Below are 17,010 nucleotides of genomic sequence, written 5' to 3' on the forward strand. Positions count from 1 at the left end.
CGCGGAATCGTATAGGTGAGCCGCTCCCTTCCCGTTAATATCTACTCAGTAGATATACTGAGATCTCCATCAGCCTGACTTCACGCAGCCGGCACCTCAGGCCGCCCGCACCGAATTGAGGAACTTGCCGACCTCGAGCTTGAGGCGGTTGGAGTCCGTGGAGAGCGACTGTGCCGACGAGAGCACCTGCGCGGAGGCCGAGCCGGTTTCGCTGGCGCCGCGCTGCACGTCGGTGATGTTGGAGGAAACCTGTTGGGTCCCTTCCGCCGCCTGCTGCACGTTGCGGGAGATTTCCTGCGTCGCCGCGCCCTGCTCTTCCACTGCCGCCGCAATCGTCGAGGAGATTTCCGACAGCCGTTCGATGGTGCCGCTGATCTCCCTGATCGCGCCGACCGACTCCTGGGTCGCGGCCTGAATGCTAGAAATCTGCTGACCGATCTCGCCGGTGGCTTTCGCCGTCTGTTCCGCGAGCGCCTTCACTTCCGACGCGACGACCGCAAAACCGCGACCGGCCTCGCCGGCTCGCGCCGCCTCGATGGTGGCGTTGAGCGCCAGCAGATTGGTCTGGCCGGCGATGGTGTTGATGAGTTCGACGACGTCGCCGATGCGAGCAGCCGCCTTCGACAATTCGCTGACGCGATCGTTGGTGTGACGGGCCTGACCGACTGCCTCGCTCGCCATCCGCGCCGATTCCTGGACCTGACGGCTGATCTCATTGACCGAAGAGGAGAGCTCTTCGGTGGCGGAGGCGACCGACTGCACGTTGGTCGAAGCTTCCTCCGAAGCCGCCGCCACCACGGTGGTCAGTTCCTGCGAGCGCTCGGCGGTCGACGTCAGCGTGCCGGCGGAGGCTTCGAGTTCGGTCGAGGCCGACGACACGGTTTCGACGATCTCGCCTACCGCCCGCTCGAAACCGTCGGCGAGCTGAAGCATCTCGGTGCGGCGTTGCGCGGCGGCGCGGACTTCCGCCTCCTTCTGCTCACGCTCCATGCGGATCCGGGCGAGGCCATTCTCCTTGAACACCAGGGCGGTCTTGACGACGTCGCCGACCTCGTCGCCGCGCTCCGTGCCCGAAATGCCGACGTCGTATTTGCCGGCGGCGAGCTGCTGCAACAACTCGACCACCGCCCGGATCGGCTTGGCAATGCCGTACTGACCGACCGCGAAGCCGAACCCCAGGCCGAACACCATGCTTCCGACCGCGAGGATGACAAGCAGCCGCGACGCGGAGGCGTATTCCTCCTCAGTGGCCTTGTTGTTTTCCATGACCCGCTGGTCAAGCCTGGTCGCCACCGCGCGGATAGCGATCTGCAGCGCCTCTGCCGCAGCGCGGCTCTTCATCGTCACGTCCCGCAGCCCTGCCGCCGACTGCGTCACCTCCACGGATTTGGCGTCGTCGACCGATTGAAGTGTCTGCTTCATTTGCGACTGATAGGCGGAAAACGCCGATCTGACGGCCGGCAGCAGAGCCTGCGCCTTCTCGTCAGGGGTCTTGCTCACTTCGGCAAGGCGCTCCTCGAGCTGCTTGAGCTGCTCATCAATCGTCGCGCGTGCAGCCAATCTGTTTTCATCGCGAGGATCAAGAGCGCTGCGAAACTCGGCGCGGTTCATAGTCACCACGTTGTTGTTGGCGCGGGTAGCCAGCAAAGCACGTTCCGCCGATCGCGCCATGGCGCCGGCGCGTTCGCTCACCGAATGCAGCGAACTGATCCCGAGCCAAGCCGTGATCCCCGTAATCAGCGACAGCACACAAATAATTGCCAATACTTTCGTGAGCACACGGAACTTCGCCAGAAACATCGGGGACCTCTTTGTCAGCGGCATAAAAACGCCTGTACAAAGGGTTTAGGCGGCGGCTCTTTATCCAATGTAAAGTTGACGCTCCGTAACTCTACGGTGACTGACGCGTTACTTGCCGAAGCCGATATCGATTTGTTTCTGGTTGTTGCTGGCGACAGCAAGAGGCTTGAGCCAACTGATGCTCCACCCTCGAAAAGAAAAGCCCGGCTGCAAGTGGCGCCGGGCCTCGAATTTGCTTGATGGCGGATAAATCAGGCCGCCCGCACCGAATTCAGGAACTTGCCGACCTGGAGCTTGAGGCGGCCTGACTCCGACGACAGCGACTGGGCCGACGAAAGTACCTGCGAGGATGCCGTGCCGGTCTCGCCGGCGCCGCGCTGCACGTCGGTGATGTTGGCGGAGACCTGCTGGGTGCCCCGAGCGGCCTGCTGCACGTTGCGGGAGATTTCCTGGGTTGCGGCACCCTGCTCTTCCACGGCGGCCGCAATGGTCGAGGATATTTCCGACAGCCTCTCGATCGTGGAGCTGATCGCCTGAATCGCCCCAACCGACTCCTGCGTCGCGGCCTGGATGCCCGTGATCTGCTGGCCGATCTCGCCGGTCGCCTTCGAGGTCTGCTCCGCCAGCGCCTTCACTTCGGAGGCAACGACAGCAAAGCCGCGGCCGGCGTCGCCGGCGCGGGCCGCCTCGATGGTGGCGTTGAGCGCCAGCAGATTGGTCTGTTCGGCGATGGTGTTGATGAGTTCGACCACCGCGCCGATGCGGGCTGCCGCCTTCGACAATTCGCTGACCCGGTCATTGGTGGTGCGGGCCTGATCGACGGCCTCATTGGCCATCCGCGCCGATTCCTGAACCTGACGGCCGATCTCGGTGATGGACGAAGCCATCTCCTCGGTGGAAGAGGCCACCGACTGCACATTGGTGGAGGCTTCCTCGGAAGCCGCCGCCACCATCGTGGTCAGTTCCTGGGCGCGTTCAGCCGTCGACGTCAGCGTTCCGGCGGCCGATTCGAGCTGGGTCGACGCCGACGACACCGTCTCCACGATATTGCCGACCGCACCTTCGAAATCGTCGGCGAGCTTGATCATTTCGGCCTTGCGCCGCTTCGCCGCGACCAGGTCCTGCTCGACCTTGGCTTCGGCTTCCTCGCGCGCCTTGTGCTCGGCGTTCTCGCGGATGACAGTCACCGTCTTGGCGAGGTCGCCGATTTCGTCGCCGCGGCCGGCGCCGGGAATCTCGACCTCGATATTGCCGCCGGCCATCTCGCCTAGCGCACCGTTGAGGCGCGTCATCGGACGGGCGACGCCGAGGAAGGAGAATATTACCGAAGCGATCAGCGAAGCGACCACGACGATCGCCATGATCAGGTTGATCTGATTGGCGCTCTCGGTGTCGGACATCACCGCGTCCTTGGAGATCTTCGCATCCTTCTGCGCACCGCCGACCGTCTCCTCCATCAGGTGGGCGACGTCAGCGGCAGCCTTGACGGTGCGGGTGGCGATGATTTCGCTCTTCGACTGCTCGGTCTTGACGGCCTCCTCATTGGCGGCCAGGAAGCGTTTCACGATCGAGGAAAGGTTGCTGACCACGACCAGCAGATCCCGGTCATCGGCTTCGCCACGCAGCTTGTTGAAGATATCCTTGAGCGAGGCTTCGGTCTTTGCCATCTCCGTGACCAGGTTGGCATCGCCGGTGGCGCCGAGCTTCCAGGCACCAGCCCGCAGCGCGTTCACCTTGCCATCGGCCTGAAACAGCAAACGCTCGATCTCGAGGCGGTTGTCGAGCTTCTGCATAGCCGGCAGCTTCAGCTGAGAATCAACCGACTTGTTCCATTCTTCGGAAATGGCCGAGCGCTTCTCGATTTGAGCCAGCAGCGTCGTCTGCGCCTTCGCGAGATCTTCCACCGCCGCGGTAAAGCCTTCCATCAGGGCCTTGGTCTTCTGGAGCTGTTCTTTGGCTTCCGGCCGCTGGGCCGTTGCCAGCGCCGCCTCCAGCTCCTTCACCGCGCTCGCCTTGTGGCGCTGCAGATCGGCAAGGGCCTTTTCGACTTGCGCGGGCGTTCTCGCCATTCGAACGTCGCCAGCGTCAAGCTGAATCTTGCGCAGGTCGATATGCGCGGCGAGCGCATTATTCGCCACCTGCTGCGATCGGGAGGCGCGATCGCCGGCTTCCTCGATTTTCGTTTCGGTGACCATCTGATTGGCCACCATGCCGATTGCCAGCAAGACGCCGACCGCTCCGGCCAAGCCCAGTTTGTTTCCGATACGGTTGAGCTTGATCATGACGGCGACCCCAAATTCTTCTGAAGCATTTTTCCGGAGGCGGAATTTGCGACGGAACGGAACCCACAACCTGCGCACGCAAACCCCGAAGATGCGGGTCAGCGTAGTGGCGACCGGTTAATTTCCGCTTGCGTAAAGCTACGGAATATCCAGCTTGGTTGTAATTCCATCGACTTCTCGTCACACGCGAAAAGGCCCGACTCCCTCGCCGGGAGCCGGGCCCTTCGTCTGTCGCCGGCCGGTTGTCAGGCTGCCCGAACCGACTCCAGGAACTTGCCGACCTCGAGCCTGAGGCGATTGCTGTCGCCCGACAGCAACTGCGCCGCCGAAAGCACCTGCGAGGAGGCCGCGCCGGTCTCGCTGGCACCGCGCTGCACATCGGTGATGTTGGTAGAGACCTGCTGGGTGCCCCTGGCCGCCTGCTGCACGTTGCGGGAGATTTCCTGCGTTGCCGCGCCCTGCTCTTCCACGGCAGCCGCGATCGCCGAGGAGATCTCCGCCAGCCTTTCGATGGTGCCGCTGATTTCCTTGATTGCGCTCACGGACTCCTGGGTCGCGCCCTGGATGCCGGCAATCTGCTGGCTGATTTCGCCGGTGGCCTTTGCCGTCTGTTCGGCGAGCGCCTTGACTTCCGACGCCACGACCGCAAAGCCGCGGCCGGCATCGCCGGCACGCGCCGCCTCGATGGTGGCGTTGAGCGCGAGCAAATTGGTCTGGCCGGCGATGGTGTTGATGAGTTCGACCACGTCGCCGATCCGGCCCGCCGCCTTGGACAATTCGCTGACCCTGTCGTTGGTGACGCGGGCCTGACCGACCGCGTCCGTCGCCATCCGCGCCGATTCCTGCACCTGACGGCCGATCTCGGTCACCGACGAAGAAAGCTCTTCGGTCGCCGACGCCACTGACTGCACGTTGGCGGAGGCTTCGCCGGAAGCCGAGGCCACGGTTGATGTCAGCGTCTGCGAGCGTTCGGCCGTCGCCGACAGCGTGCCGGCGGAGTCTTCGAGCTGCGTCGAAGCCGACGACACCGTCTGCACGATCTCGCCGATCACGTTTTCGAAGTTGCGGGTGATGCCGTCGACCCGCCGGCCACGCTCGATCTTGGCTTCGGCGTCGGCGGCTGCGGCCTCGTCGGCGGCCTTCTTGGCAATCAGCGCCTGCTTGAAGACCTGCAAGGTGTCCGCCATCGCGCCGATTTCGGTCTTCTCGCCCTGATGCGGCACATCCGCGCTCAAGTCGCCGTTGCCCAGCGCCTGCATCGGCGTGACGATGGAGGCGATGCCATCAGATACGTCGCGAACCAGATAATAGCTGACGGCGATGCCGATGAGCACGGCCGCGCAGAGGATCGCGGCCAGCATGATCAAGGCGGAAGCGTAGCTGTCGGCCGCCTCCTGCGCCGCCTTGTCGCCGCCCGCGTTGTTGAGGTCGATATTCTTCTTCAGAACGGCATCGGCCTGAAGCCCGATCTTGTTCACGGTCGTTGCATTCAGGTCGTTGGCTTCAGTGGGAATCTGCCCGACCGCATTGCGGGACAGCTCCATGACTTCCTGGGTGCCCCTGCGGTATTTGTCCCAGAGCTGCGCCCACTCATTATACAGCGTGCGCTCTTCCGCCGACGTAATCAGGGGCTCATAGGCTGCGCGGATCTTGTTGTTGGCCTCGATCACGGCAGCCAGGGTCTTTTCCGTCGCCAGCTTTTCATCCAGCGTCTCGCTCAGCATGTGCTCGCGGATCACGTTGCGATAGGTGATGACGCCGGCGCGGAGGTCACCGAGCACGCGCACGCTCGGCATCCAGCTCGTCGCGATGTCCACCGTGTTGGCGTTGATGGCGCGCATGTTGCGGACGGCGAGCAGGCCCATGCCCGTCATCGCGACGAGCAGGAAGGCAACCACGGCGACGATCTTGGTGCGGATGGAGTACCTGGCGAGCATGGCTGGAATCTCTTGGTCTTGGGCGCGCGGGGAGCACGCCGGATGGCGGCAAGGCTGGAAGACGGAGGATGCCTTGCCGACATCAAACCCGATGCGTCCTCAGGTTGAGTTAACGCGCGTTGGCAAAGAAGACCGACGCGGCGGACCTTACCGGGAGATGAACGCCGGCTAAGCCGTTAGCGCATCAGCTTCAGTGCATCGGAAAAAAACTCGGGCCCGCCGAAATTGCCCGATTTCAGCGCAAGCAGCATCTCGCCCTTGTCGGCACCCACAGCGCTTAAAACCGGCACTCCTGCAGCGATTTCTGCGCCTACGAGGAATCCGGGAATGCGCAGGCGATCGACGACCGCGCCTGAAGTTTCACCACCCGCGACCACCAATCGCCGCACGCCCGACCGCACCAGGCCTTCCGCAATATCGGCCATCGCCTGCTCGATGGCATGCCCGGCTGCATCGCGGCCATGACGAGATTGCAGAGCTGCGACCTGATCCGGCGTCGAGCTGCTGGCGATCAGAATGGGACCGCCGCTGATTCGGTCGCTCGCCCAGGCCAGCGCGCGACGTACCTCGCCGGGGCCGGCGATGATCTGTTCGGGATCGAGATGCAGGACGGCCATGGACTTCTCGGCGTTGGCGATCTGGGCCAGCGTCGCCTGCGAACAGCTCCCCGCCAGGCACGCCGCCGGTCCGCCGACCGCTGCCCCGGACACCGCGCCGGCCGAAGCCGATTTGACCTTGCCGGAGGCGACCAGCCCCCGGGCGAGGCCGAGACCGATGCCGGATGCGCCGACCGACAGGCGATGATCGAGCGCGACGCTGCCGATGGTTTCGAGGTCGCGATCGAACACGGCGTCGATGATCGCGGCGCCAATGCCCTTCCCCGCGAGATCAGCGAGACGTGCGCGAACCGCATCCGCGCCGCGCGAAAGCGTGGCGAGATCCACCAGCCCGACCTTGGTCTGGCTCTGGCGTGCCAGCACCCGCACCAGGTTGGAATCGTGCATCGGGTTAAGCGGGTGATCCTTCAGCGGGCTTTCGTTCAGCGGCACAGAGCCTACGAACAGATTGCCCTGATAGACGGTGCGGCCGGTTTCCGGAAAGGCCGGCGTCACCAGCACGATGGCGTCGCCGGAATCGGCGCGCAGCGCGTCCATGACAGGGCCGATATTGCCGGCGTCGGTGGAATCGAAGGTCGAACAGATCTTGAACAGCACGTGGCCGGCGCCGCGGCCGCGCAGCCATTTGTCCGCCGCGCGCGAACGATCGACCGCAACATCCGCCTCGATCGAGCGGCTCTTGAGCGACACCACGACCGCGTCGACCTCCGGCAACGCGAGATCGTCGGAAGGTACGCCGATGGTCTGCACCGTGCGCAGGCCCTGGCGGGTCAGCGTGTTGGCGAGATCGGAGGCGCCGGTGTAGTCGTCGGCGATGCAGCCCAGCGATAACTTCACGATTTTGCTCCGGCATAGGGCTTGAACCAGCCGAGGCCGTCGGCGGTCTTGGCCCGCGGGTTATATTCGCAGCCGACGAAGCCGCCATAGCCGAGGCGATCGAGTTCAGCGAACAGGAACGGATAGTTCAGCTCCTCGCCATCGGGCTCGTTGCGCGAGGGAATGCTGGCGATCTGGACGTGGCCGGTGATCGGCATCATCTCGCGCAACCGCATGGTGACGTCGCCATGAATGATCTGGCAGTGATAGATGTCGAACTGCAGTTTCAGGTTCGCGATCTTAAGCTCGGTGATCAGGTCGCGGGCGAAGCCAAAATCGTTGAGAAAGTAGCCCGGCACGTTGCGGGCATTGATCGGCTCGATCACGACGTCGAGGCCATGAGGCGCGAAGAATTCCGCGGCCCATGTCACCGACTTATAAAACTGCTCGACGGCTTTTGGTTCGCTGCGGCTGGCGATACCTGCCATCAGATGCAGCCGCTTGACACCGGTTGCCTTGGCATAAGGAAGCGCCGTCTCAAGGCTTCGCTTCAGATCGTCGAAGCGCTCCGGCAGCGCGGCAAAGCCTTTTTCGCCGGCATCCCAATTGCCCGGCGGCAAATTGAACAACGCCTGCGTCAGACCGTTTTTCTGCAACCGTTCGCCGACGGCCTCCGCCGGATGATCGTAGGGAAACAGGAATTCGACCGCGGTGAAGCCCGCTTTCGCCGCTGCGTCGAAGCGATCGAGGAACGGTACATCCGTGAACATCATGGAGAGATTGGCGGCAAAACGCGGCATCGAGCGTCCCCTTCTTGATCTTGCTGCTATTTCGGCTCACCCGGCAGATGCGTGCCAGTGACCTTGGCATACATCCGCGCCACCGACGCGTCGTCATCGCGGCCCATGCCGGATGCGGCCGTCATCAGGAACATCTGCAGCGCGGCGGCGGCAACCGGCACCGGGAATTTCTGCGAACGCGCCATGTCCTGGATGATGCCGAGGTCTTTCACGAAAATCTCTACCGCGCTGCGCGGCGCGTAGTCGCCGTCGAGCACGTGCGGCATGCGGTTCTCGAACATCCAGGAATTACCGGCGGAGGCCGTGATCACCTCGTAGACCTTCCTGATATCGAGGCCCTGCTTGGCGGCGAAGGCGATGGCTTCGGAGGCGGCGGCGATGTGCACGCCGGCCAGCAACTGGTTGATCATCTTGAACGCGGCGCCCTGGCCGGCGTCGTCGCCAAGCTCGTAGAGTTTTGCGGCCATCGCATCGAGCGCCGGACGGGCTTTGGCAAAGGCGGCCGGACTGCCGGATGCGAGGATCGTGAGCTCACCCTGCGCCGCCCGCTGCGCGCCGCCTGATATCGGCGCGTCGAGGTAGTGCCGTCCGGTTCCTTCGAGTTGCTTCGCTAGCCGGCGCGCGACGTCGGGGTCCATCGTGGCGGAGGAGATGAACACGGCTCCCTTGCCCAGGGTTTCGGCGACGCCATTGGCGCCGAACAGGATGGCTTCGGTTTGGGCTGCGTTGACGACCACGCTGACGACGATGTCGGCCGATTTGGCAGCCTCCGCTGGCGTGCTGGCGCCCTTGCCGCCGTCAGCCACAAACCGCTTCACCGAATCCGCCGAAACGTCGCAGCCGGTCACTTCGAGCCCGGCGCGGCGCAGCGAGGTCGCCATGCCGAATCCCATCGAGCCCAGCCCGATGACGGCAACGCGCGGTTTGGCGGATTCTGGCATGCGGCGGTCCCTCACATGGTTTCATTCTAGCCGCCATTGGCTGGCGGCTCCTTGCCTCTGGGTATCACGGCTTGGCCGCGCTGCCAAAGCGTGAGACAAGGCTTCAAAACGGGGTCAGTTCATGAGCGAAACCAGGATCCGCGAGGAAATCTGCCGCCTCGGCCGCTCGCTGTTCGAGCGCGGGCTGACGCCGGGCTCCTCGGGCAATATCAGCGTGAAACTCGATGACGGCGGCTGGCTGGTGACCCCGACCAATGCGTCGCTCGGCTCGCTGGACCCGGCGCGGATGTCGCGGCTTGGCCCCGACGGACGGCTGGTCTCCGGCGATGCCCCGACCAAGGAAGTCCCGCTGCATACCGCGCTCTACCAGACCCGCACCGCCGCACGCGCCGTGGTGCATCTGCATTCGACCCACTCGGTGGCGTTGTCGATGCTGCCCGAGATCGACCCCCGCGCCGCGCTGCCGCCAATGACGCCGTATTATTTGATGAAGTGCGGCCACACCGCGCTGGTACCGTATTATCGGCCCGGCGATCCGGCGGTGGCCGACGCCATCAAGGGGCTGGCCGGGAAATACTCGTCCGTGCTGCTCGCCAATCACGGGCCGGTGGTGTCGGGCGACACGCTGGAATCCGCTGTTTACGCGATCGAGGAACTGGAAGAGACAGCGAAACTGTATTTGCTGCTGCGGGGGCTGAACCCGCGGTATTTGTCGCCAGAACAGGTGAAGGATTTGACTAAGACGTTCGGGTTGACGCTGCCGGAACATGACGAGCATTCGTAGCGATCGTATGCCGAACTCTCTCCACGTCATTGCGAGCGAAGCGAAGCAATCCAGGGGCCACAGAAAAATTGATTGCTTCGGAGCTAACGCTCCTCACAACGCCGGCGGAGAGATCGGATGAAACAGCCCTGCGTCTACATCGTGGCGAGCTGCCGCAACGGAACACTCTATACCGGCGTAACAAGCAACCTGCCGAAACGGGCTTTTGAACATCGTGAAGGGCTGGTTGCTGGGTTTTCAAGGAAGCACGCGTGCAAGCTTCTGGTTTGGTACGAACTTCACGACAGCATGGTCGAGGCCATTACGCGCGAAAAACAAATCAAGGCAGGTAGCCGCGCCAAGAAGCTGGCATTGATTGAGAGCCTTAACCCCAGCTGGAAGGATCTTTACGGCGATCTAATTTGAGTTCGTCATTTCGCAGAGTATAAGCCACAAAGCCGTCCGGACCGTCTCTGCCGTGAAATTTCTGGATTGCTTCGCTTCGCTCGCAATGACGTGGAGAGAGCCTGCCCTCCCCGGTGCATCACAGCCCCAGATACGCCTTCCTTACATCCGGATTGACGCGGATGTCCGCAGCACTCCCCTGCATCAACACGCGGCCCGTCTGCAGGATATAGGCCCTGTCAGCAATCTCCAGACACTCCGACATGCGCTGTTCGACGATCAGCACGGTCATCCCCGCGTCGCGGATGCGCTTCACCGCCTGGAAGATTTCATCGACCAGTTTCGGCATGATGCCCTGCGACGGCTCGTCGAGCATCAACAGCCGTGGCCGCGTCATCAGCGCGCGGCTGATCGCCAGCATCTGCTGTTCGCCGCCGGACAGTGTTTCGGCGCGCTGCTCCAGCCGTTCCTGCAGGCGCGGAAACAGTTGGAACACGAGATGCAGCGGCTCCTCGCGGTTGCTCTGGCCGCGAAAAAGATAGCTGCCGAGCCGCAGATTGTCGCGCACCGACAGCCGCGGAAACAGCCGGCGGTTTTCCGGCACATAGGCAATGCCGCGCGAGGTGATGACGTGCTGCGCCATGCCGTCGATGCGGGCGCCGTCGAACGACACGGTGCCGGAGCGCGGACGTTCCGCGCCCGCGATCGATTTCAGCAATGTGGATTTGCCGGCCCCGTTAGCGCCGGCGACGCAGACGATTTCGCCCTTTGCCACCTCGATCGAGACCGCCGAGATCGCGACCAGGCCCTGATAGGCGGTGGTGACTTCATGCACCGACAGCATGACGGTCTCCCAGATAGGCGGTAATGACTTTCGGATCGCGGACGACGTCGGCAGGCTTGCCTTCGACCAGCACCTTGCCGAGATCGAGCACGATGGCGCGGTCGACCAGTGGCATCACGATTTCCATGACATGCTCGACCATCAGCACGGTGACGCCGGTATCGCGTACCTTACGCACCAGTTCGACGCCGGTTTTGGCTTCGACCGGCGTCAGCCCGGTGAGCACTTCGTCGAGCAGCAGCAATTTCGGCTCGGTCGCAAGCGCCCGGGCGACTTCGAGCCGGCGCTTTTCGGAAGGCACGAGATCGCTGGCCAGCACGTCGGCGCGCGGGCCGAGTCCGCAGAATTCCAGCACCTGATGCGCCTTGCGGCGGGCATCGCGCATCACGGTGGTGCGGACCAGCGCGCCGACGATGACGTTGTCGATGACCGTCATGGTCTCAAAACTCTTCACGACCTGGAACGTGCGGCCGATCCCGCGCTGGCAGCGTTCCGCCGCCGGCAATGCGGTGACGTCCTCACCGTCGAAGATGATCGAGCCTTGAGTCGGCGGCAGCACGCCCGCGATCAGGTTGAACAGCGTCGACTTGCCGGCGCCGTTCGGACCGATCAGGCCGACGATTTCGCCGCGTCCGACCGAGATCGAGACGTCGCTGTTCGCAATCAGGCCACCGAAGCGCTGCCAGACGCCGCGGGTTTCGAGGAGTGGCGCCGTCGTCATCGTGCCGCCTCCTTACGCCCCAGCGAGAACAGACCGACCAGCCCCTGCGGCCGCGCCAGCGAGATCGCGATGATCAGGCCGCCATAGACGATCAGGTCGACACCGCGGCCGGAGCCGCCGGCGTAGGACCGCGTCAATTCCGTGAGCGGGATCAGAATGACGGCGCCCAGCATCGGCCCCCACAGCGTGCCGATACCTCCCAACACCGCGGGCAGCGCCATCAACAGCGAGATGTGAAAGCCCATGATACTCTCGGGATCGATATAGGAGACGAACTGCGCATAGAAGCTGCCGCCGACCGCGACCAGGAACGCCGATACCGCGGCTGCGCCCATCTTGGAATTGAAGACGACGACACCAAGGCTTTCAGCGGCGTCCGGATTGTCCTTCACCGCGCGCCACCAATAGCCCCATTTGGAATCTTCCAGCCACCAGGTGACGAACCAGGCGACGCAGGCCAGCGCCAGCGCGAAGTAGAAGTACGGCAGCTTGCTGCGCGGGAACTGGAATTTCAGCCAACTGTCGCCGCGCACGGGAATCTCGATGCCCATTGCAGCACCCGCCCAATCCCAATTGTGGAACAGCAAGAGCCCGATCTCGGCGATGACGATGGTGGCGATGACGAAGTAATGCCCGCGCAGGCGGAAGCAGGGATAACCGAGCGCCATGGCAATGACAGCGGAGATCACGCCGCCGCCGAGCATGCCAAACCACGGCAAGACACCGAACTTGGTGAACAGCAGCGTCGTGGTATAGGCGCCAATCCCGAAATAGAGCGCGTGACCGAGCGAGATCTGTCCGCAATAGCCGGAGAGGATATTCCAGCTCTGCGACAGCGCCCCCCACATCAGCGTCAGCACCATGATGTTCTGGACGTAGGAGTCCTTGACAAAGAGCGGCACCACGGCTGCCGTCGCGGCAAGACAAAATGCGACGATGAGGTCGCGGCGGCGGCTTCTGGCGAAATTCGTATCCATCACATCGATCCGAACAGGCCGCGCGGCCGGATGAAGACGACGAGGAGATAGACCGCGTAAATGCCGACCGCCTTGAGCGAAGGCGGCAGGAGCATTGCGGTCGTGGCCTCGACGAGGCCGACGATGATGCCGCCGGCGAAGGCGCCGAACACGCTGCCGAATCCGCCCAGCGCCACCGTCACATAGGCGATCAGCGCGAACGAAGCGCCGACGTCGGGATAGATGTAGAAGAAGATCGCCATCACGGCGCCGGCGAGGCCCACCAGCGCCGCACCAAGGCCCCAGCCCAGCGCAAACACCTTGTTCTTGTCGATACCGACCAGCGCCACCGCGCCGGCGTCCTCGCGGGTCGCCTCCAGCGCGCGGCCGAAATCAGTGCGGTTGATGAAGAGGTAGAGCGCGCCGAATGCGGCGATCGCGACCAGGGCGCCCACCAGTTGCGGCACCGGCAGAAAGATGCCCGCAACCGAAACCGTTTTGCCGCCGAGCCAGGAATGCGTAACGCTGCGGTAGTCCGGCGTGAAGAAGAACTGCGCCACGCCGCGCATGACGATGGCGAGGCCGAAGGTGGAGAAGATCTGCACCATGCCGGCGTTGGCCTTGGCGCGGACCGCAAACCGCACGATCAACAGATAGGCCAAGGCTCCGAACACGAACAGCGCCGCGGCGACCAGCGGCGCCGCCAGCAACGGATCGATCGCGAAGAACACGAACAGGAAGAACGTCGCATACATCGCGATCATCAGGAATTCGCCATGGGCGAAGTTCACGACGTCCATCAGGCCGAAGATCAGCGCAAGGCCTACGGCAATCAGCCCGTAGAGCAGCCCCATCAACAGGCCGCTCGCCAGACTTTGGATAATGGTCTCGGCCGTCATGTCCCCCGTCCCCCTCGTGTTCGATGCTTATTTCATCGGCCAGACGGCTTCGGCGATCGCGGCCTGCGGCGGGAAGATGGTGACGAACTTGCCGCCGATATATTGCAGCAGCACCGGATCGGCGTCGTTGTTCTGGCCCAGCTCGTCGAACTTGACGCGCTTCCACGGCATGATGGTCTGCTCGCCCGGAATGTCGGTCGCCACCAGCGCCTCGCGGATCTTTTCGCCGTCGGTGGATTTGGCGCGGTTGATGGCGTCCGCCATCACCAGCAGACCCATGAACTGCCGCGACGTCAGGTCGTTGAAGTCCTTGCCCGACTTCTCCTTGAACATGGTGTTGATCGTGCCGACCATCGGCCGCTTGGCGGCGAGATCGAGCGAGAAGCTGCCGCGCGAGATCACGCCTTCCAGCTTGTCGCCGACCGCATCATACAGCGCCTTTTCGGAGAAGCCGGCGTTCTGGGCGACGATCGCGTTCGGCTTGTAGCCGAGCTCGGCCATGGTCTTGACCAGCAGGATGCCGTCGGTGGTGTAGCTCGAGGGCATCAGCACGTCGGCGTTCGCCGTCTTGAGCTGCTGAACCTCCGCCGACAATGAGGGAGAATTGGAGCGATACTTGATGTCGGTGGCGATCTTGTAGCCGCGGTCGGCAGCCAGCTTGAGCTGGGTGTTGGCGGAGTCGGTACCGAAGATGGTGTCTTCGTGGAACAGCGACAGCGTGTCGATCTTGGCGCCCTTCTTCTTCATGGCGTCGAAGAAATTGAACATCGCGGCCGAGAACATCTCGTCATGCGGCGCGGCGCGGAAATAGAACTTGAGACCGCGCTTATGCAGGCTCGGCGAGGAATTGTCGGCCGAGATGAATGGGACCTGGTAGCGCTCGCAGACCTGGCTGACGGTGACCGCGACCGAGCTCTGATAGGTGCCGATGACGGCGCAAACCTTTTCCTGGGTGATCAGGCGTTCGGTCTCGGCGCGGCCCTTCTGCGGATCGGCCTGGTGGTCGGCGAACACGAGGCGGATCTTGGCGCCGCCGAGGCCGGGCAGGCCTTCGCCCTTTGCCAGCGGCAGATCGAAATCATGGTTCTTGTTGATGATGTCGAGCGCGGTCTCGAACGACTTCTGCGCATCGACGCCCATCTGGGCGCTGGCGCCGGAGAACGGATAGATCACACCGATCACCACTTCGGAAGTTTGTGCACGGGCCGCGATGGGTCCAAGTGCAGCAGCGGCGGTAGCTCCAAGCAAGACATTCCGGCGCGTGATGTTCATGGCGATATCCTCTGTTGGATCGGCAACTATCGATGAAGCGGTTGATGGTTACGGTAAAGCCTCAATGCGTGGCATTGAGTGCATCAAAGCACGGCAAGCTGTTTGTTCATGAGATCGGTCACCAGCATCAGCCCGGGTGCATGCGTAATGGCAAACGGCAGCTTCGCGGCTGCGATCACCGATTGCGGCGTGACACCACACGCCCAGAACACCGGAATTTCGTCGGCGCCGATCGGCACCGCATCACCGTAATCGGGCTTGTTGATGTCGGCGATGCCGATCGCATGCGGATGGCCGAGATGAACCGGCGCGCCGTGCACAGAGGGAAAGCGCGAGGTGATCTGCACCGCGCGGATCGCGTCCGCTGGCTTGAATGGCCGCATCGACACCACCATCGGCCCCGCGAACGGCCCTGCGGAACCGCAGGCGATATTGGTGCGGTACATCGGCACGCGCAGCTTGCGCTCGATGTGACGGATCGGCAGGCCGTCCGCCAGCAATGCCTCCTCGAAGGAATATGAACAGCCGATCACGAAGGCGACGAGGTCGTCGCGCCAGTGCGCCGTGATGTCGGTCGGCTCTTCCACCACCTCGCCATCACGCCAGACGCGATAGCGCGGCAGGTCGGTGCGGATGTCGAGATCGATGCCGAGCGCAGGGATCCTGGGATCGCCGACATCGGACATGCCGATGATCGGGCACGGTTTGGGATTGAGCTGGCAGAACCGATGGAACGAGGCTGCGAGCTTCTCGGGCAGGATCACAAGGTTGCCCTGGACGAAACCGTTGGCGACGCCGGCCGTGGTGGCGGCCATGCCGCTGCGGCAGGCATGCCGGGCCGCGACGCTCGGCGATAAATCCGCCGTATCGTGGCCGCGTGTTTCCGTCCTCGCCAAGCTGGTCATCGTTATCCCCGCTTCCATTCTTGTCGACATCCACTCCCGCATATGGCTATGATAATGTCTAATCGTCTTTTCTAATCAAGTTCAATAAATTTTCATTATCAACCTGCGATCAGAGGATGCATGACTGATTTCAAGGCAATTGAGACTTTCATGTGGGTGGTGACGCTCGGCAGCTTCCGCGGCGCTGCGCAGAAGCTCAACACCACCCAGCCCGCGATCTCGCAACGGATCGCCCAGCTCGAACGCGAGGTGGGCGTGAAACTCCTGCAGCGCGACCGCCGCATGGTGCTGCCGACGCCAAGCGGCCGGCAGTTGATGGTCTATGCCGAGAAGCTGATCGGCTTGCGCTCGGAAATGCTGGCGGTCGTCGGCGACCGTTCGGCGATGCGCGGCGTGCTTCGGCTCGGCGTCGCCGAAACCATCGTCCACACCTGGCTGCCGCAACTGATCAAGAGCGTCAACCACGCCTACCCGAACCTCTCGCTCGAAATCGAGGTCGACATCACCTCGAATTTGCGAACCCGGCTGCTCGCACAGGAAATCGAACTCGCTTTCGTGCTCGGGCCGCTGACGGCGCCGATGGTCAATAACCGGACGCTGTGCGATTATGCCATAGGCTTTACGGCCAGTCCCTCGCTCGGGCTCGGCAAACAGGAGCTGACCCTGCACGATCTGGCGAAATTTCCGATCATCACCTTTTCGCGCCGGACTCAGCCCTATGAGATCGTGCGTTCCCTGTTCAACCGGCCTGACCTGCCGCCGATACGGCTGCATGCCAGCGCTTCGCTCGCAACCGTCATCCACATGGCAATCGAAGGTCTCGGCATCGCCTTGATACCGACCGCAATCGTCGAGGACGACATGGCAAACGGGCGGCTGCAATTGCTATCGACCAATCTGCAGTTGGCGCCGCTGACGTTTTCGGCAAGCTGGCTCGCCTCCCCCGATACGGTCGCGGTGGAGCGCGTGGTCGAACTCGCCGCCAGCCTGGCGCGAGGCGGCGTCATTGTTGACGCGCCGCCGCAGGCGCGTCATTGAAAATGCGCACCTTG

General features: G+C 63.2%; 15 protein-coding genes. 3 read left to right on the top strand and 12 right to left on the bottom strand.

The window, feature by feature from the left end:
- Positions 1-96: 96 nt before the first annotated feature.
- The 6 genes from KIP88_RS00450 to ltnD form a co-directional block, all read right to left on the bottom strand.
- Positions 97-1,800 (bottom strand): methyl-accepting chemotaxis protein, encoded by a 1,704-nt coding sequence (locus KIP88_RS00450; RefSeq protein WP_214485857.1) that lies wholly within the window; start codon positions 1,798-1,800, stop codon positions 97-99.
- Positions 1,801-2,051: 251 nt separating this feature from the next.
- On the bottom strand, positions 2,052-4,079 hold the full coding sequence (locus KIP88_RS00455; RefSeq protein ID WP_214486610.1) for a methyl-accepting chemotaxis protein: 2,028 nt from the start codon (positions 4,077-4,079) through the stop codon (positions 2,052-2,054).
- Between the two features lie 248 nt (positions 4,080-4,327).
- The gene (locus KIP88_RS00460; protein ID WP_214485858.1) at positions 4,328-6,019 is read right to left on the bottom strand and encodes a methyl-accepting chemotaxis protein; all 1,692 of its coding nucleotides are present in this window, start codon (positions 6,017-6,019) and stop codon (positions 4,328-4,330) included.
- 176 nt (positions 6,020-6,195) lie between these two features.
- Positions 6,196-7,473: a 3-oxo-tetronate kinase gene (gene otnK, locus KIP88_RS00465; protein WP_214485859.1), complete on the bottom strand. Its 1,278-nt coding sequence runs from the start codon at positions 7,471-7,473 to the stop codon at positions 6,196-6,198.
- A complete protein-coding gene (otnI, locus tag KIP88_RS00470; RefSeq protein ID WP_214485860.1) occupies positions 7,470-8,252 on the bottom strand; it encodes a 2-oxo-tetronate isomerase in 783 nt (260 codons plus the stop codon). Before otnI ends, otnK begins: the two co-directional genes overlap by 4 nt.
- A gap of 26 nt (positions 8,253-8,278) precedes the next feature.
- Complete coding sequence (gene ltnD, locus KIP88_RS00475; protein WP_214485861.1) at positions 8,279-9,193, bottom strand: L-threonate dehydrogenase; 915 nt, start codon at positions 9,191-9,193, stop codon at positions 8,279-8,281.
- Between the two features lie 121 nt (positions 9,194-9,314).
- Here ltnD and KIP88_RS00480 point away from each other — a divergent pair, with 121 nt between their 5' ends.
- Together KIP88_RS00480 and KIP88_RS00485 are read left to right on the top strand one after the other, a co-directional pair.
- Complete coding sequence (locus KIP88_RS00480; protein WP_214485862.1) at positions 9,315-9,977, top strand: aldolase; 663 nt, start codon at positions 9,315-9,317, stop codon at positions 9,975-9,977.
- Positions 9,978-10,094: 117 nt separating this feature from the next.
- Positions 10,095-10,382, top strand: a complete 288-nt coding sequence (locus KIP88_RS00485; RefSeq protein ID WP_214485863.1) for a GIY-YIG nuclease family protein — start codon at positions 10,095-10,097, stop codon at positions 10,380-10,382.
- Between the two features lie 118 nt (positions 10,383-10,500).
- On the opposite strand, the gene KIP88_RS00490 is transcribed toward KIP88_RS00485, so the two are convergent.
- From KIP88_RS00490 to KIP88_RS00515, 6 genes are all read right to left on the bottom strand, one after another.
- Positions 10,501-11,205 carry an ABC transporter ATP-binding protein gene (locus KIP88_RS00490; RefSeq protein ID WP_214485864.1) on the bottom strand — a complete coding sequence of 235 codons (705 nt, stop codon included), beginning with the start codon at positions 11,203-11,205 and terminating at the stop codon, positions 10,501-10,503.
- Positions 11,189-11,926: an ABC transporter ATP-binding protein gene (locus KIP88_RS00495; RefSeq protein WP_214485865.1), complete on the bottom strand. Its 738-nt coding sequence runs from the start codon at positions 11,924-11,926 to the stop codon at positions 11,189-11,191. The genes KIP88_RS00490 and KIP88_RS00495 overlap by 17 nt, the downstream gene beginning before the upstream one ends.
- Positions 11,923-12,903: a branched-chain amino acid ABC transporter permease gene (locus KIP88_RS00500; RefSeq protein ID WP_214485866.1), complete on the bottom strand. Its 981-nt coding sequence runs from the start codon at positions 12,901-12,903 to the stop codon at positions 11,923-11,925. Before KIP88_RS00500 ends, KIP88_RS00495 begins: the two co-directional genes overlap by 4 nt.
- Positions 12,903-13,781, bottom strand: coding sequence for a branched-chain amino acid ABC transporter permease (locus KIP88_RS00505; RefSeq protein WP_214485867.1), 879 nt, complete (start codon positions 13,779-13,781; stop codon positions 12,903-12,905). Before KIP88_RS00505 ends, KIP88_RS00500 begins: the two co-directional genes overlap by 1 nt.
- A 27-nt stretch (positions 13,782-13,808) precedes the next feature.
- Complete coding sequence (locus KIP88_RS00510; protein WP_214485868.1) at positions 13,809-15,053, bottom strand: ABC transporter substrate-binding protein; 1,245 nt, start codon at positions 15,051-15,053, stop codon at positions 13,809-13,811.
- An 83-nt stretch (positions 15,054-15,136) separates the two neighbouring features.
- Positions 15,137-15,958 (bottom strand): putative hydro-lyase, encoded by an 822-nt coding sequence (locus KIP88_RS00515; RefSeq protein ID WP_214485869.1) that lies wholly within the window; start codon positions 15,956-15,958, stop codon positions 15,137-15,139.
- A gap of 120 nt (positions 15,959-16,078) precedes the next feature.
- On the opposite strand from KIP88_RS00515, the gene KIP88_RS00520 reads away from it, so the two are divergent.
- Complete coding sequence (locus tag KIP88_RS00520; protein WP_214485870.1) at positions 16,079-16,996, top strand: LysR family transcriptional regulator; 918 nt, start codon at positions 16,079-16,081, stop codon at positions 16,994-16,996.
- Positions 16,997-17,010 lie beyond the last annotated feature (14 nt).

The organism is Bradyrhizobium sp. SRL28, from assembly GCF_018596315.1.
In the GTDB taxonomy this organism is placed as follows: Bacteria; Pseudomonadota; Alphaproteobacteria; order Rhizobiales; family Xanthobacteraceae; genus Bradyrhizobium.

Coding starts and splice junctions, on each gene's coding strand:
- KIP88_RS00450 (WP_214485857.1), bottom strand. CDS start 1,800: ATGTTTCTGGCGAAGTTCCGTGTGCTCACGAAAGTATTGGCAATTATT.
- KIP88_RS00460 (WP_214485858.1), bottom strand. CDS start 6,019: ATGCTCGCCAGGTACTCCATCCGCACCAAGATCGTCGCCGTGGTTGCC.
- otnI (WP_214485860.1), bottom strand. CDS start 8,252: ATGCCGCGTTTTGCCGCCAATCTCTCCATGATGTTCACGGATGTACCG.
- ltnD (WP_214485861.1), bottom strand. CDS start 9,193: ATGCCAGAATCCGCCAAACCGCGCGTTGCCGTCATCGGGCTGGGCTCG.
- KIP88_RS00480 (WP_214485862.1), top strand. CDS start 9,315: ATGAGCGAAACCAGGATCCGCGAGGAAATCTGCCGCCTCGGCCGCTCG.
- KIP88_RS00485 (WP_214485863.1), top strand. CDS start 10,095: ATGAAACAGCCCTGCGTCTACATCGTGGCGAGCTGCCGCAACGGAACA.
- KIP88_RS00490 (WP_214485864.1), bottom strand. CDS start 11,205: ATGCTGTCGGTGCATGAAGTCACCACCGCCTATCAGGGCCTGGTCGCG.
- KIP88_RS00495 (WP_214485865.1), bottom strand. CDS start 11,926: ATGACGACGGCGCCACTCCTCGAAACCCGCGGCGTCTGGCAGCGCTTC.
- KIP88_RS00500 (WP_214485866.1), bottom strand. CDS start 12,903: ATGGATACGAATTTCGCCAGAAGCCGCCGCCGCGACCTCATCGTCGCA.
- KIP88_RS00505 (WP_214485867.1), bottom strand. CDS start 13,781: ATGACGGCCGAGACCATTATCCAAAGTCTGGCGAGCGGCCTGTTGATG.
- KIP88_RS00510 (WP_214485868.1), bottom strand. CDS start 15,053: ATGAACATCACGCGCCGGAATGTCTTGCTTGGAGCTACCGCCGCTGCT.
- KIP88_RS00515 (WP_214485869.1), bottom strand. CDS start 15,958: ATGACCAGCTTGGCGAGGACGGAAACACGCGGCCACGATACGGCGGAT.
- KIP88_RS00520 (WP_214485870.1), top strand. CDS start 16,079: ATGACTGATTTCAAGGCAATTGAGACTTTCATGTGGGTGGTGACGCTC.